The following is a 14623-nucleotide window of genomic DNA, read 5'->3' as shown; positions in this document are numbered from 1 at the left end:
ACCTTCCCCCGGCCTGTTCACGCCCCGGCCTGTTCACGAGGCCCGATAATTCAGATCGCTCAGTCGGCCAGCGCCACTAACGGCATGTCGGTGAATTCGAACAGCAGCGGATAGAGGTAGCTCTCGCCCTGCCCGTCGGCGCCCTTGCGGATCGGCAGGGTTACGGACTGGGCAATGTCGCAGGCGGTGGCCGTGTCGGGCGTTTCCTTGCCGCCAGCCGCTCCGCAGGCAGTGATTTGCCCCTGCCCGTCAACTTGGACCACGAGGTTGCGGCGGACTGCCGCCTTTGCTCCTCCGGGAAGCTGGTCCACCTGATAGCGGACATCGGGCTCGATCGGGAAACGGTCCAGCGCTATGGAATTGCTGGCGAGCGACACCACGCCCCGGAACACTGCCGGCATCGGCTTGCCATCCGCCCCGCGCGCCGTGGCCTTCACACGCTTGCCCTTCACCGCGCTGCACATGTCCATCGCCGCCGAACGGTCGCGCTGATTGCCCAGCACGCCGGCAACCTTGCAATCGGTGATCTGCCCCTGCCGGTCGACATAGGCTTCGTAGACGATCCCGGCCAAATCGCTCTCTGCCACTTCGCGCGGCAGATCGCTTTCGATGGATCGTTCAAGCCGGCCATCCGCGACCGGAAGCGTCAGGGCCACTGCGGCTGCGATCAGTTCCAGCATGACAAATCCTCTCCTTTTCCCGAGGAGAAGAGTAACCCGGCGGCGATAATATTCAACCGCCGGATCATTCATCCTGGAGAGGCTGTTACTCCGCCTCGTCCTTGGCCGCCGCTTTCTTCTTCGCAGGGGCCTTCTTTTTCGCGGGCGCTTTCTTTGCAGCCGCCTTCTTGGCCGGAGCCTTCTTCGCCCCGCCCTTCTTCTTGGCGGGCCCCTTGGCGACGCGAGCGTCGATCAGGGCGATGGCCTGTTCCTCGGTGAGGTCTTCGGGCTTCACGTCCTTGGGGATGGTCGCATTGGTGGTGCCATCGGTGACATAGGGGCCATAGCGGCCCGGCATCACCTTCATCTCGCTCCCACTGGTGGGGTGCGCGCCCAGCACCTTGATCGGCTCTGCCTTGGTGCCCGAGGAACGCCCCGGCCCGCGATTGGCCGCTTCGGCCAGCAGCGAGACTGCGGCGTTCATCCCCGTCTCGAACACGTCGCGAGTGGAGGACAGCTTCGCATATTTGCCATTATGCGCCAGATAGGGGCCATAGCGCCCGATGCTGGCCGTGATCGGCTCGCCGCTCTCCGGATGATTGCCCACCTCGCGCGGCAGGCTGAGCAGCTTGAGCGCCCATTCCAGATCGAGTTCCGGGATGTCCTTGGGGATGGACGCGCGCTTGGCGTCCTTCTCCTCGCCCAGTTGGATATAGGGACCGAAGCGGCCGACCTTGCGCAGAACTTCGAGGCCAGTCACCGGATCGGTGCCGAGCGTGCCATCCTCGCCGCCGTCGCCATTCTCTCCGCCCGGCTGGGCGAAGCGGCGGGTATATTTGCATTCGGGATAGTTCGAGCAGGCCACGAAAGCGCCGAAGCGCCCGCCGCGCAGGGCCAGCTTGCCCTCGCCGCACTTCGGGCACAGGCGCGGATCGCTGCCGTCGTCCTTGGGCGGGAAGAGATAGTCGGAGAGGAACGCGTCGAGTTCCTGCGTCACTTCGCTGGGCTTGCGCTCCATGACCTCGTCGCTCTTCGGCTTGAAGTCGCGCCAGAACTCTTCCAGCACCTTCTTCCATTCGGCGCGGCCGCCCGAAACGTCGTCGAGTTCATCCTCCATCTCGGCGGTGAAATCGTAGCCCACGTAACGCGGGAAGAAGCGTTCGAGGAACGCGGTCAGCAGGCGCCCGCTCTCTTCCGCGAAGAAGCGGTTCCGCTCGGTGCGGACGTAATTGCGGTCCTTCAGCACCTGAATGATCGAGGCATAGGTGGAAGGACGCCCGATGCCGAGTTCCTCCAGCCGCTTGACGAGGCTGGCTTCGGAATAGCGCGGCGGCGGCTGAGTGAAGTGCTGGGTGGCGTCCACGGCCTTCTTGGCCGGGCTGTCGCCCTTGTGCATCACGGGCAGCAGGCCCTCGCCTTCTTCATCCTCGCCCTTCTGGTCGCGGCCTTCCTCGTAGACGGCGAGGAAGCCGGGGAACTTCACCACCTGTCCGGTGGCGCGCAGTTCGTGGCGGCCGGTGGGATCGCGCATGGTGACAGTGGTGCGTTCAAGGCTGGCGGAGGCCATCTGGCTCGCCATCGCGCGCTTGAAGATCAGTTCATAGAGGCGCGCTTCGTCGCCCGAACCGGCATGATCGCGCGTGAAGTCGGTCGGGCGGATCGCTTCGTGGGCTTCCTGCGCGTTCTTGGCCTTGGTTTCGTAATGGCGCGGCTTTTCGGGCAGGAAATGCCCGTCATAGCGATCGGCAATTGCCCGGCGCGCAGCGGCAATGGCACTCGGGTCCATCTGCACGCCGTCGGTACGCATATAGGTGATCGCGCCCTGCTCGTAGAGATGCTGGGCGCAGCGCATGGTGTGGCTGGCGGAAAAGCCCAGCTTGCGCGCGGCTTCCTGCTGCAGTGTGGAGGTGGTGAACGGGGGCGCGGGATTACGGCGCAGCGGCTTGGTCTCCACCTCTTCCACCGTGAAGCGCCCGGCTTCGACCGCGGCCTTGGCCTTCAGCGCAATGCCCTGATCGCCCAGCGAGAGGCGCTCGAGCTTCTCCCCGTCGAAACGGACGAGGCGCGCTTCGAATTCCGTCCCGTCCTGCTCCATCCGGGCGAGGACCTGCCAATATTCCTGCGGCTTGAAGATCTCGATCTCATGCTCGCGCTGGCAGATCAGGCGCAGGGCGACCGACTGCACGCGGCCCGCGCTCTTGGCGCCGGGCAGCTTGCGCCACAACACCGGGGAGAGCGTGAAGCCGAACAGATAATCCAGCGCGCGGCGGGCGAGATAGGCGTCGATCAGGTCGGCGTCCAGATCGCGCGGATGCTTCATCGCTTCCGTCACCGCCTGCTTGGTGATGGCGTTGAAAGTAACGCGCTCCACTTCCTTGGGCAGCGCCTTGCGCTTGGCCAGCAGTTCCTTGACGTGCCACGAAATCGCCTCACCCTCGCGATCAGGGTCAGTGGCGAGGATCAGGCGGTCGGCAGTCTTGGCCGCGTCCGCAATTTCTTTCACCCGCGAAACCTTGTCGCGATAGGTTTCCCAATCCATCGCGAAATCCTCGTCCGGACGGACCGAGCCGTCCTTGGGCGGCAGGTCGCGGATATGGCCGTAGGAGGCCAGGACCTTGAAGTCCTTGCCGAGATACTTCTCGATGGTCTTCGCCTTGGCGGGCGACTCTACGATCACAAGCTGCATGGGTATCCTGAAAGACTTCTACACGTACGTACGCGCGAGGGTGGTGGCGGCTCGACCTGTTCGTCAAGCCGCCAATTAGCGCGATAGGGGCTTTTGCCCGCAAAGCTCAGTCAAATACACCCACCACGTCGCGGGCGCTGATAAGGCCGTAGAGCGCCACGCCCATGGCCGTCGAGATCACGCTGGCGGCACTGCTGCCGATCCGCCCGATCACCGTGGCGGCAATGCCCAGTTCCGGAAACAGGATCGCGGGCAGGAACGCCAGGGCATAAAACAGGACCGTCATCGCCAGCGCCGCCAGAATGATCGACACTTCATTGCCCTTGGTCGCTTCCCAGCTCTTGCCCATGGAATCCATTACGCCGGTGCCGCGCCCGATCAGCAAGGACTGGGCCACGCTCCAGCGCGCCATAAAGACGAGGCCCGGAATGATCAGGAACAGCAGCCCCAGGCCCACGGCCAGGCCGATGAGGATCGACATGCCGAGATAGGCGAAGAAGCGGCGATCACCCTCATAGCTCATCAGGCCGGTGCGCTTGAGCATGGCCTCGATCAGCAGATAGGAACCCACGATGCTGACCACGACCAGCGCCAGCGTCAGGGCGAGCGCCTGAAACAGCGCAGCAACCGAAAATGCCTGCTGCGCCTGGGTGCTGAGATAGTCGACACCCGTTCCGAGCAGGACCAGCACTGCGATAAAAGCCAGCGCCGGGCCCACGCTCTTGCCCAATACGTCCACGGTCTTGTCGATAATGAGGCCCGCCTTCAGGCCTCTGCTTGGCAAAGTAGCCATGTTTTCCCCTCTTTCCTGCAGTCCCATACTTAAGCTGGGGCAATCGGCGGCACAGTCAAGGGGTGATGGTCAGGCGAATACTTCGGCTGCCTCGCCCTGATCCGCGCCCAGCAATGAATAACTGGCCAGCCCGAGCAGACTCCATAACACAAGGTTCAGAAAAGCTGCGAGATTGCCGACCAGGGAGAGAGCAAGAAATGGCATGCCGGGCAGATATTGCGGAAATTCGTAGACCGCGATCGAAATGACATAGAACGCGATGGGAAGCAGAGCAGCCACGAGCAATGCTGGAAAATGCGGTCTGGTGGCCTGCCAGCTTCGCTCCAATGCCTGCGTGGCGCTCAGCCTTTCTCCATACATGAAGCCGTACGCGGGTAACCAGCGTACGAGAAGGATCACGCCCGGTATTACCAGCAGGAGCAACCCGATGATAATTCCCAACCCTGACAACAACCCGAGACCGAAATAGGAACCAAAGCCCCGGTCTTTCCCGCCCGGCAACAGGCCTCCCTTCTCCATGAGCCTGATTGTCAGCCAATATCCTGCGGCGAGATTGAGTATGGAGAGACCGAAGGTCATCCCACCCGAATTGCTGCTGAAATCCGTCGCGATCCCCATCGCAGTCATGCCTGCAATGACAATTGCGATCTCAACCGGCGCGTTCCGCGCCAGCCGTTTCATTTCGGCATGGATATCTTGAGTTTGCAGTTCCGCCGGATCGCCCCACCCCATCCTATCCCCCCATTATTGCGCTGACCCGCCCCCCGGCGTGCCGTTCGATTCTGCCTGCCAGCTCCAGTTCCAGCAACGCCATCTGCACGGCCGATGCACTCGTGCCCGACTGCCGGATCAGTTCGTCGACCGCCACCGGCGCCGTGGTGAGCAGACCCGCGATATCGGCCGTTTCTTCCGTGTCTTCCGGCTCGCCAGTCAACGGCACTTCGAACTGGTCCTGCGGAGCTGAACGCAGGTGCGCGCGGGGCATTCCGCCGAAGCCGGAAACCAGTTCGATCACATCCGCCGCCGACTGGACCAGCACGGCCCCTTCGCGGATCAGCTGGTTGCAGCCATGGCTGCGCGCATCGAGCGGGGAGCCGGGAATGGCCATCACCTCGCGCCCGAATTCGCCCGCCAGGCGCGCGGTGATGAGCGAACCCGATTTCGGCGCGGCCTCGACCACCAGGGTTCCCAGCGAGAGCCCTGCGATGATGCGGTTGCGGCTGGGGAAATGGCTGCCGCGCGGTTCCGTTCCGGCAGGCTGTTCGGCCAGCAGCAAGCCCGCCTGCGCGATCTCTTCCTGCAATTCCACATGCTGCGGCGGATAGGTGATATCGATCCCGCTGGCGATTACGCCGATGGTGGCGGGCATCGCGCCCCGATGCGCCGCCCCGTCGATCCCCCGGGCAAGACCGGAGACGATTGTGTAGCCTTCCGCCGCAAGCTCTGCGGCCAGATCGCGTGCCAGCCGCATGGCGGCGGCAGAGGCATTGCGTGCGCCTACCATCGCGATGCAGGGCCGCGCGGCAAGCGCCGCATCGCCCCGGACGGTCAGCACCGGCGGCGCGCTCTCGATCTCGGCCAGCAAGGGCGGATAGTCCGGGGAATCGTGGAACAGATAGCGCGCGCCGGCCCGGCGCACTGCGGCCACTTCCGCCTCGACCCGTTCGCGCGGGGCAGCGCGGTATTTGCCGCCGCCTCTGGCCGCCAGATCGGGCAAAGCCTCCAGCGCGGCGATGGCCGTGCCGAAACGGCGCAGCAACTGGCGGAAGCTGACCGGCCCGACATTGGGCGAGCGCAGCAGGCGGATGCGGGCAAAGGCCTCGTGCTGGGAAAGCGTCTCCTGCGACAGGGCCGCTTCGCTCACTTCTTCGAGCCGATCTTCGGCTCCGTGCCGTTCCTGAGGCGCACAATGTTTGCCCGGTGCAGCCAGATCACCAGCGCCGAAATCGCCACCAGCCAGGGAAACGCCGCATGATAGCCCAAGGCATAGGCCGCGACCGGTGCAGCCACCGCCGCGCTCAATCCGCCCAGCGAGCTGATCCGGGTAAGCGCGAGCATCCCGATCCACACCACCGCATAGGCCAGGCCGATGGGCCAGCCGATGCCGAAGCACACGCCCGCCGTGGTCGCCACGCCCTTGCCGCCCTTGAATTTCAGCCAGACGGGGAAGCAGTGCCCCAGCACCACGCCCAAGGCCGCCAGCCCTTCCAGCCCCGGAAACAGCCGTCCGACCACCAGCACGGCAGCCGCACCCTTGGCGAGATCGAGCAGCAGGGTCAGTGCGGCCAGCCCCTTGTTCCCGGTGCGCAGCACATTGGTGGCGCCGATATTGCCTGAGCCGATCTGCCGCACGTCGCCCAACCCGGCGATACGGGTCAGCAACAGGCCGAACGGGATCGAGCCGAGCAGATAGGCCAGCCCCGCCGCCGCCAGAATTGCCTGCCAATCGCCCATGAATCGTCCCTTCCCGTCGTCCGTGCTCTATAGCCGACGCCTTGCACTTCGAGGTCACGAAAACAATCCATTCCCGCTGCGAAAGTGGGCAGTCACGGCCAGCCAGTTGACGCCCGGCGCGCCATTGGCCATCCCGCGCCAATGGACCCCAGCTCTCCGATCCTGCTGTTCGATTCCGGAGTCGGCGGGCTCACCGTGCTGGCGGAAGTGCGCAAGCTGCTGCCGCAGGCGCCGGTGATCTATGTCGCCGACTATGCGGCCCTGCCCTATGGCGAGAAGACTGAGGCGCAGATCGCCGCGCGCGTGCCCGCCCTGCTAGGGCGGCTGGTGGAGCGATACCATCCGCGCCTGGTCACTATCGCCTGCAATACCGCAAGCACGATTGCCCTTGCTGCGGTGCGCGAGGCGCTCGATCTGCCGGTGGTCGGTACCGTCCCTGCGATCAAGCCCGCCGCTGCCATGACGAAGACCGGCGCGATTGGCCTGCTCGGCACGGCGGCCACGATCCGCCAGGCCTATGTGGACAATCTCGAGCGGGAATTCGCACAGGACAAGCTGCTGCTGCGCCACGCGGCACCCGATCTGGTGAAAGCGGCGGAAGCCAAATTGCGGGGCGAGCCGGTCGATCCAGCCGTCTATGCCCGCGCCGCCGAAGGTCTGCGCAACCAGCCCGGCGGGGAGAAGATCGACACGGTCGTGCTCGCCTGCACGCATTTCCCGCTGCTGGAAGAAGAACTGGGCCAGGCGCTCGGCCCGGGCGTGCAGTTCGTGGACGGCGCGGCAGGCATTGCGCGCCGCATTGCCTTCCTGACCCAGGGCCAGAGCTTCGAACGCAAATGGCCGGACATTGCCGTGTTCACCGGCACAAATGGCGGTCTGGAAAAATTGCGCCCGGCCCTGTCGAGTTACGGCCTCGATCACATTGATCATCTTTAATGCGAACCCGTCGCAAACTCCGTGCTTTTATTGACATGGGTCATGGCGTAAGGCGCGCGAAATTGCTCTGGCTGCCCGGCGAGTCCCGCATCGGGGTTCGATTGCAGCGCTAGGAACGGATGGATCCGTTGAATTACGACCAGATCTTCGACCAGGCGATTGACAGGCTTCACTCGGAAGGCCGCTATCGCGTTTTCATCGACATTCTGCGCAACAAGGGTGCCTACCCCAACGCGCGCTGCTTTGCCGGCCATAACGGCCCGAAGCCGATCACGGTCTGGTGTTCCAACGACTATCTCGCCATGGGCCAGCACCCCAAGGTGATCGAAGCGATGGAAGAGGCGCTGCACGATGTCGGCGCCGGTTCGGGCGGCACCCGCAATATCGGCGGCAACACCCATTATCATATCGAGCTGGAAAACGAGCTGGCGGACTTGCACGGCAAGGAAGCCGCGCTGCTGTTCACCTCGGGCTATGTCTCGAACGACGCGACGCTTTCCACTCTCGCCCGTCTCCTGCCGGGCTGCATCATCTTCTCGGATGAACTGAACCACGCCAGCATGATCGCGGGCATCCGCAATTCGGGCTGCGACAAGCGCGTGTTCCGCCACAATGACGTGGCCCATCTGGAAGAATTGCTGGCCGAAGCCGATCCCAACCTGCCCAAGCTGATCGCCTTCGAAAGCGTCTATTCCATGGACGGCGATATCGCGCCGATCCACGCGATCTGCGACCTTGCGGAAAAGTACAACGCGCTGACCTATATCGACGAGGTCCATGCCGTGGGCATGTACGGCCCGCGCGGCGGCGGCATTACCGATCGTGACGAAGCGGCTCACCGCATCGACATTATCGAAGGCACGCTGGGCAAGGCATTCGGCGTGATGGGCGGCTATATCGCTGCCGACAAGAAGATCATCGACTGCATCCGCAGCTATGCTCCCGGCTTCATCTTCACCACCTCGCTCAGCCCGGTGCTCGTTGCTGGCGTGCTGGCGGCCGTGAAGCACCTCAAGGCATCCAGCGTGGAGCGTGATGGCCAGCAGGCCGCCGCGGCTTTCCTGAAGCAGTCCTTCCGCGATGCCGGCCTGCCGGTGATGGATTCCACCACCCATATCGTTCCGCTGATGGTGGGCGATCCGGTGCGCGCGAAGAAGATCAGCGACATCCTGCTCGCCGAATACGGCGTCTATGTGCAGCCGATCAATTTCCCCACCGTGCCCCGCGGCACGGAACGGCTGCGCTTCACTCCCGGCCCGGCGCATACCCAGGAAATGATGCGTGAGCTGACCGAGGCGCTGGTGGAAATCTGGGACCGTCTGGACCTGGAACTGCGCAAGGCCGCGTGATCTTCGGGCGAGCGTCCACTCGCCCGTCACACAATCCGTGCTAGCATGCGCAGGTGACTGACCGCGCTGCAAATTCCGGCGATGGCGCCCTGCCTTTTGGCCTCAGTGAGGCCGAGGCAGCCGCCATGCTTGCCGCCGAAGGCCCGAACGAACTTCCCGCCGACCACAAGCGCGGACTGCGTCAGATATTAGGCGAAGTCCTGCGCGAACCGATGCTGGCCCTGCTGTTGGCCGGCGGGCTGATCTACATGGCGCTGGGCGACCTGCAGGAAGCCCTGCTGCTGATCGTCTTTGCCGGCTTCTCCATCGTCATCACCACTCTGCAGGAAGCCCGTTCCGAACGGGCCCTTGCCGCCCTGCGCGATCTCGGCAGCCCGCGTGCGCTGGTGATCCGTGACGGCGAACGCATCCGCATTGCCGGGCGGGGCGTGGTGCGCGGCGATCTGGTGGTCCTCAACGAAGGCGACCGCGTGCCTGCCGACGGACAGCTGCTGCGCTGCGACGGGCTGACCGTGGATGAATCGCTGCTCACCGGAGAATCCGTGCCTGTCGCCAAGACCGCCGTGTCCGGCATTGGCGAGGTTCCGCGCCCGGGCGGCGACGGTCTGCCTTTCGTCTGGTCGGGCACGCTGGTGGTGCGTGGCAGCGGCATCGCACAGGTCAGTGCCACCGGGCCCCGCAGCGAAATGGGCCGGATCGGCCTCGCGCTCCATGCCCTCGAACCCGAAGTGCCGCGCCTCAGGCGCCAGACCCAGCGACTGGTCCTGTGGTTCGGCGCGCTGGGTGCGGCGGCCAGCGTGCTGGCGATCCTGCTCTACGGCTTCCTGCGCGGAAGCTGGCTCGATGCCGCGCTGGCGGGGATCGCGCTGGGCATGTCGATGCTGCCGGAGGAATTTCCGGTCGTCCTCACCGTCTTCATGGCGATGGGGGCAATGCGCCTGTCCCGCGTCAATGTCCTCACCCGCCGGGCCGCCGCGATCGAGACGCTTGGCTCTGCGACTACCCTGTGCACTGACAAGACCGGCACGCTGACCGAGAACCGCATGCAGGTGGCCGAATTGCGCTTGCCCGACGGGCGCACGCTCTCCGTTCCCGGTGAGCCGCTGCTGGAGGACGATTTCCTCCTGCTCGCCCGCTTCGGCATCCTCGCCAGTGCCGAGCAGCCGGTCGATCCGATGGAAGTCGCCTTCCACGAACTGGCGGGCACGGAGGGTGGCAACGGCCTGATGGACCATAAGGGCAATGGCTGGTCGCTGCAGCGCCATTACCCCCTCGATCCCTCGCTGCTTGCCATGTCGCACGCATGGCGGGGCAATGGCGAGGACGGCCTCGTCATCGCCTCCAAGGGCGCGCCGGAAGCGATTGCCGAATTGTGCGGCATGGCAGGCGCGGACAAGGCCCATATGCGCGCTCAGGCCGATGCCATGGCGGAACAGGGCCTGCGGGTGCTGGGCGTGGCCGAGGCACGCTGGAGCGGCGCGAACCTGCCCGCCGATCAGCGCGGCTTCGAGTTCCGCTTCCTCGGCCTCGCGGGTCTGGCCGATCCCTTGCGCGCGTCAGTGCCCGATGCGGTCCGCCAGTGCCGGGAAGCGGGCATCCGCGTGGTGATGATCACCGGCGACTATCCCCGCACCGCCCGCGCCATTGCCGAACAGGCCGGCATCGAGGCGGAAGGCGTATTGAGCGGCGAGGAACTTGCCGCGATGAGCGATGCGGAACTTGCCGAGCGCATCGGCACAGTGAACGTCTTTGCCCGGATCATGCCGGAACAAAAGCTGCGGCTGGTGGAAGCGCTCAAGGCGCGCGGCGAGATCGTGGCCATGACAGGCGACGGCGTGAATGACGCGCCTTCGCTCAAGAGCGCGCATATCGGCATTGCCATGGGCAAGCGCGGCACCGATGTCGCGCGCGAGGCGGCCTCCATCGTGTTGCTGGACGACGATTTCGGCTCGATCGTCACCGGCATTCGCGTGGGGCGCCGGATCAACGACAATCTGCGCAAGGCGCTGGCCTTCATCGTCGCCGTGCACGTTCCCATCGCCGGGCTTGCCCTGCTGCCGCTTTTCGTCGGCATGCCGTTGATGCTCGCCCCGATCCATATCGCCTTTCTCGAGATGATCATCGATCCGGTCTGCTCGCTCGCCTTTGAGGCCGAGCGGGAAGAGCGCCGCCTGATGCAGCGCCCGCCCCGGGCGCCGGATGCCCCGCTCTTCCCGCGCTGGATGGTGGCATGGTCGGCGCTGCAGGGCATCGTCGCCATTGCCGTCATCGGCGGCGTGACGCTCTATGCCTGGCACTCCGGTCTTGGCGAGGAACGGGTGCGGACCATTGCCTTCCTCAGCCTCGTGCTGGGCATTCTGGGCCTGATCCTGGTCAACCGTTCTTACAGCGCGTCGGTAATCCGCGCGCTGATCCGCCCCAACCGCCCGCTGGCCATCGTGGCGGGGCTGGTCTTCGCGATCCTGGCCCTCGCGCAATTCGTGCCGCCTGTGACAGACCTGTTCCGCTTCGCCAGGGCCAGTTGGTCCGACCTGGCTCTGGTCGGCGGAGCCAGCCTTGCAACGCTGTTGCTGCTCGAAACCATCAAGCCATGGTGGCGCACCCGGCTGTTTCCAGAAATCCGCCATTAAGCGCAGTGGACAACTGCTTGTCCCGATGGGGCGAAGAAAACACTTTCCTACACACCGGCAAATGAGGTTTATCCTGTTCGATGAACAGCCTCGCCCCTGCCTTCACCCGCCCCTCGCCAGCCCGCCTCGCCTTTGCTGGCAGATTCCAGCCACCGGGAGCCTCACGCAGCGACGAGTCGCAGTCGCCTCTTCTCTCCCGCCTGCTGGCCCCGCAGCAGCACCAGAAGTTCTTCCAGTGGCATAGGGTGCCCGTAGAGATAGCCCTGCCCGAAATCGACCTTGAGCCCCTTCAGCAGGCGTTCCTGCTCCACGGTCTCGATCCCTTCCGCCACGGTCTTGAGGCCGAGATCGCGTGCCATGTCGATGATCCGGCCGGCCACCTGGCTGGTCGCCGCATCGGTGCCGAGCGACTGGATGAACAGCCTGTCGATCTTGAGGCTGTCGACTTCCAACTGGGCGAGGTAACCGAGGCTGGAATAGCCCGTGCCGAAATCGTCGATCGCCACTCTGATACCTGCGGCACGGAACTGCCGCATCGTCTCCCGCGCGCGCTCGACATCGACCAGACTGCGCTCGGTCGCCTCGATCACGAGATTCCTGCATGCAATGCCCGATCGTTCGAGCATCTCCGTGACCTCCTGCACAATTCCCGGGCGATGCATGTCCTGCGCCGAAAAATTGACCGAGAAGCGGAACTCGGGCGCGATGCGCAAAACGTCGTGCGCGTCAGTGCTCAGCAGTTTGAGCATGCGGGTGGTCACCAGATGGATCACGCCCGCTTCCTCGGCTGCGGCAATGAACCGGTCGGGCGGGATGGGATTGCCACTGCCCCTGTCCCACCGCAGCAATGCTTCGGCCGCAACGACCTGGCCGTTGGCGAGGTCCACTACCGGTTGATAGAGCAGATGGAACTTGTCCTGCTTCAGGGCCGTGCGGATCATCGCGGGCATGGAGGCGCGGACACGGATGACATGGATGAGCAAGGCCGAGAGGATCAGGCCGACGATCACGCCCAGCGGAATGAGAATTCCCGCAATCTCATTCACATAACCGGTACTGTTACCAACGGGTAGTGCAGCGAAGGCCCCGATATCATATTTGTCGGAACGCACGACAGCCACGTGCAGATCACCGATGCGATAGACCCGGCCCGCCTCCAGGTCGGGCGTTCGGACAATGTCCGGCACGGGTCCGCGCACCGCCCCCGTTGTCCGGCCAGTCCACGAGAAGATACCCACCGAAAGTCCAGGAATGTCATCCACGAAGCTCAGGATCAGATCGCGGTTCAACACGCCTGCCGCCGAGCCGATCTGGGTGACCATATAGGTCTGCTTCGGGTCGATCAGAGTCACGTGGTTGCGAAAGCGCGTGTCCGACCGGGAGACAGTATCAGGCGGCCCCAGATCGAAGGCCTGCCCTCCCGCGAAGGAAGAGCAGCGCATGACATTGCCATCCACCCATCCCACCGCCTGCAGCATGGTCGATTCCAGATCGATCTTGCGCATCAAGGCCTGGCCCACGGGGGAACAGGCCTTGTCCGGCGGCAGCGCGTTGATGGCCCGGGCGGCCGCAGTGAGCTGATCGCCGCTGATTTCGGAATGGAACAGCGCGTTGCGCGCCAGGCTCAGGGCGTGGCGCTCCTCGCTTCTGGTTTCCTGATGGCGGGCCAGCGTGATCGCGGCAAAAATCGGGAGAGCCGTGGTGACACAGACACCCAGCACGATGATCAGTGTAAGGCGGCTTATTGCCCGCATTCTCTCCTCTTCCGTGACATGGATAGCACGGAAGAGGAGGAAGACTAGTTAACGCGATTCAGCGCAGGCTGACGACGTTGTCGCTGCTGAGAACAGGCCGGTCACCGCGATAAAGGCTGGCCATCGGCTCGTCCGCGACGTTAACCGAAACTGCCTGGCCGAAGCCGTTGAAGCCGGTCTTCATCGCGCTGCCATAGGCGCCCAGCATACCGATCTCGATATAGTCGCCCGGGCCGATGTCGGCCGGGAGCATGAAGGGCCCCTTCATGTAATCGGCATCGTCGCAAGTGGGGCCATAGAAGGCGAATTCCACCTCGCCGCCATGCAGCTTCTCGCCCAGCGCGCTCACAGGGAAACGCCAGTCGATATGGGCGGCATCGAACAGCGCGCCATAGGCGCCGTCGTTGATGTAGAGTTCGTCGCCCCGGCGCTTTTCGACCTTCACGATCATCGAGCTGTATTCCGCGCACAGCGCGCGGCCCGGCTCGCACCACAGCTCCGCATTGTAGGAGATGGGCAACGCTTCGAAATAGCGGTCAATAATGGCGAAGAAATCTTCCAGCGGCGGCGGTTCCATGCCCGGATACTGGCTGGGGAACCCGCCACCGACATCGACGATGTCGACGGTCACGGCCGCTTCGGCAATCGCCGCGCGCACGCGTTCCAGCGCCTGCACATAGGCGAAGGGCGTCATCGCCTGGCTGCCGACATGGAAGCAGATGCCCAGCGCGTCGCAATGCTGGCGAGTAGCCTGCAGCAGCGGAGCGGCATCGGCCAGATCAACGCCGAACTTGGACGCAAGGCTCAGTTCCGAATAGTCGGACGAGACACGCAGGCGCACGAGCAGCGACAGGTCTGCCGCCGGCTCGCCCGCTTCATTCGTGGTTGCGGCAACGATCTTCTCCAGTTCCTCGATCGTATCGAGGCTGAAGGTCCGCACGCCATGGACGTGATAGGCTTCGCGAATGGCACTGCCGGTCTTCACCGGATGCATGAAGCACAGGCTGGCTTCAGGCAGCACCGAACGCACGAGCCGCACCTCGGCAATCGAGGCGACGTCGAAATGGGTAATCCCGGAATCCCACAGGATCTGCAGCAGCTCAGGCGAAGGATTGGCCTTCACCGCATAGAGCGACGTGCCCGGAAACTTCTGTGCAAAGAAGCGGGCAGCGCGCGCAGCAGCGTGCGGGCGATTGAGGATAACGGGTTCGTCCGGAGCGAGGTCGCGGACTACAGCCGATGCGCAAGGATAGATGTGCAACTCAAGGGACCCCCAAAACGGTTCGTTTCAGACAAGGCTGCCTTGCGGTTAGGAAGTCCCCTTGGGGCAGCGAGGGGCGGATATAGGACCCCCTCGCTGAA

Annotated in this window: 11 protein-coding genes; 3 read left to right on the top strand and 8 right to left on the bottom strand. The window is 64.4% G+C overall.

Translation table 11 applies throughout. From position 1 onward, the window contains the following. Nucleotides 1-59 precede the first annotated feature (59 nt). From WFP36_RS00315 to plsY, 6 genes are all read right to left on the bottom strand, one after another. Nucleotides 60-680 (bottom strand): hypothetical protein, encoded by a 621-nt coding sequence (locus tag WFP36_RS00315; RefSeq protein WP_336976899.1) that lies wholly within the window; start codon nt 678-680, stop codon nt 60-62. A gap of 85 nt (nt 681-765) precedes the next feature. Beyond that, nucleotides 766-3345: a type I DNA topoisomerase gene (topA, locus tag WFP36_RS00310; protein WP_336976897.1), complete on the bottom strand. Its 2580-nt coding sequence runs from the start codon at nt 3343-3345 to the stop codon at nt 766-768. 106 nt (nt 3346-3451) lie between these two features. Continuing rightward, nucleotides 3452-4138: a hypothetical protein gene (locus tag WFP36_RS00305; protein ID WP_336976895.1), complete on the bottom strand. Its 687-nt coding sequence runs from the start codon at nt 4136-4138 to the stop codon at nt 3452-3454. Nucleotides 4139-4207: 69 nt separating this feature from the next. Next, entirely contained in the window at nt 4208-4870 is a 663-nt protein-coding gene (locus WFP36_RS00300) for a hypothetical protein (RefSeq protein WP_336976893.1), read from the bottom strand. A gap of 1 nt (nt 4871) precedes the next feature. Beyond that, nucleotides 4872-6002, bottom strand: coding sequence for a DNA-processing protein DprA (gene dprA, locus WFP36_RS00295; RefSeq protein ID WP_336976892.1), 1131 nt, complete (start codon nt 6000-6002; stop codon nt 4872-4874). Continuing rightward, nucleotides 5999-6592, bottom strand: a complete 594-nt coding sequence (plsY, locus tag WFP36_RS00290; RefSeq protein ID WP_336976890.1) for a glycerol-3-phosphate 1-O-acyltransferase PlsY — start codon at nt 6590-6592, stop codon at nt 5999-6001. The genes dprA and plsY overlap by 4 nt, the downstream gene beginning before the upstream one ends. A gap of 141 nt (nt 6593-6733) precedes the next feature. On the opposite strand from plsY, the gene murI reads away from it, so the two are divergent. The 3 genes from murI to WFP36_RS00275 all read left to right on the top strand — a co-directional run bounded on the left by murI (nt 6734) and on the right by WFP36_RS00275 (nt 11507). Next, the gene (murI, locus tag WFP36_RS00285; protein ID WP_336976888.1) at nt 6734-7528 is read left to right on the top strand and encodes a glutamate racemase; all 795 of its coding nucleotides are present in this window, start codon (nt 6734-6736) and stop codon (nt 7526-7528) included. Nucleotides 7529-7656: 128 nt separating this feature from the next. Continuing rightward, on the top strand, nt 7657-8877 hold the full coding sequence (hemA, locus tag WFP36_RS00280) for a 5-aminolevulinate synthase (protein ID WP_336978652.1): 1221 nt from the start codon (nt 7657-7659) through the stop codon (nt 8875-8877). A gap of 53 nt (nt 8878-8930) precedes the next feature. Further along, a complete protein-coding gene (locus WFP36_RS00275) occupies nt 8931-11507 on the top strand; it encodes a cation-translocating P-type ATPase (RefSeq protein WP_336976886.1) in 2577 nt (858 codons plus the stop codon). 161 nt (nt 11508-11668) lie between these two features. Here the strand turns inward: WFP36_RS00275 and WFP36_RS00270 are convergent, their stop codons facing one another. Continuing rightward, nucleotides 11669-13261 carry an EAL domain-containing protein gene (locus WFP36_RS00270; RefSeq protein WP_336976885.1) on the bottom strand — a complete coding sequence of 531 codons (1593 nt, stop codon included), beginning with the start codon at nt 13259-13261 and terminating at the stop codon, nt 11669-11671. 58 nt (nt 13262-13319) lie between these two features. Further along, entirely contained in the window at nt 13320-14522 is a 1203-nt protein-coding gene (locus tag WFP36_RS00265; RefSeq protein ID WP_336976883.1) for a type III PLP-dependent enzyme, read from the bottom strand. Between the last annotated feature and the right edge of the window lie 101 nt (nt 14523-14623).

The sequence above is a fragment of the Fulverythrobacter fulvus genome (assembly GCF_037154085.1).
GTDB classification, from domain to species: Bacteria; Pseudomonadota; Alphaproteobacteria; order Sphingomonadales; family Sphingomonadaceae; genus Andeanibacterium; species Andeanibacterium fulvum.
This window is presented reverse-complemented; position numbering and strand designations above follow the sequence as displayed.

Coding starts and splice junctions, on each gene's coding strand:
- WFP36_RS00270 (WP_336976885.1), bottom strand. CDS start 13,261: ATGCGGGCAATAAGCCGCCTTACACTGATCATCGTGCTGGGTGTCTGT.
- plsY (WP_336976890.1), bottom strand. CDS start 6,592: ATGGGCGATTGGCAGGCAATTCTGGCGGCGGCGGGGCTGGCCTATCTG.
- WFP36_RS00300 (WP_336976893.1), bottom strand. CDS start 4,870: ATGGGGTGGGGCGATCCGGCGGAACTGCAAACTCAAGATATCCATGCC.
- topA (WP_336976897.1), bottom strand. CDS start 3,345: ATGCAGCTTGTGATCGTAGAGTCGCCCGCCAAGGCGAAGACCATCGAG.
- WFP36_RS00315 (WP_336976899.1), bottom strand. CDS start 680: ATGCTGGAACTGATCGCAGCCGCAGTGGCCCTGACGCTTCCGGTCGCG.
- WFP36_RS00305 (WP_336976895.1), bottom strand. CDS start 4,138: ATGGCTACTTTGCCAAGCAGAGGCCTGAAGGCGGGCCTCATTATCGAC.
- murI (WP_336976888.1), top strand. CDS start 6,734: ATGGACCCCAGCTCTCCGATCCTGCTGTTCGATTCCGGAGTCGGCGGG.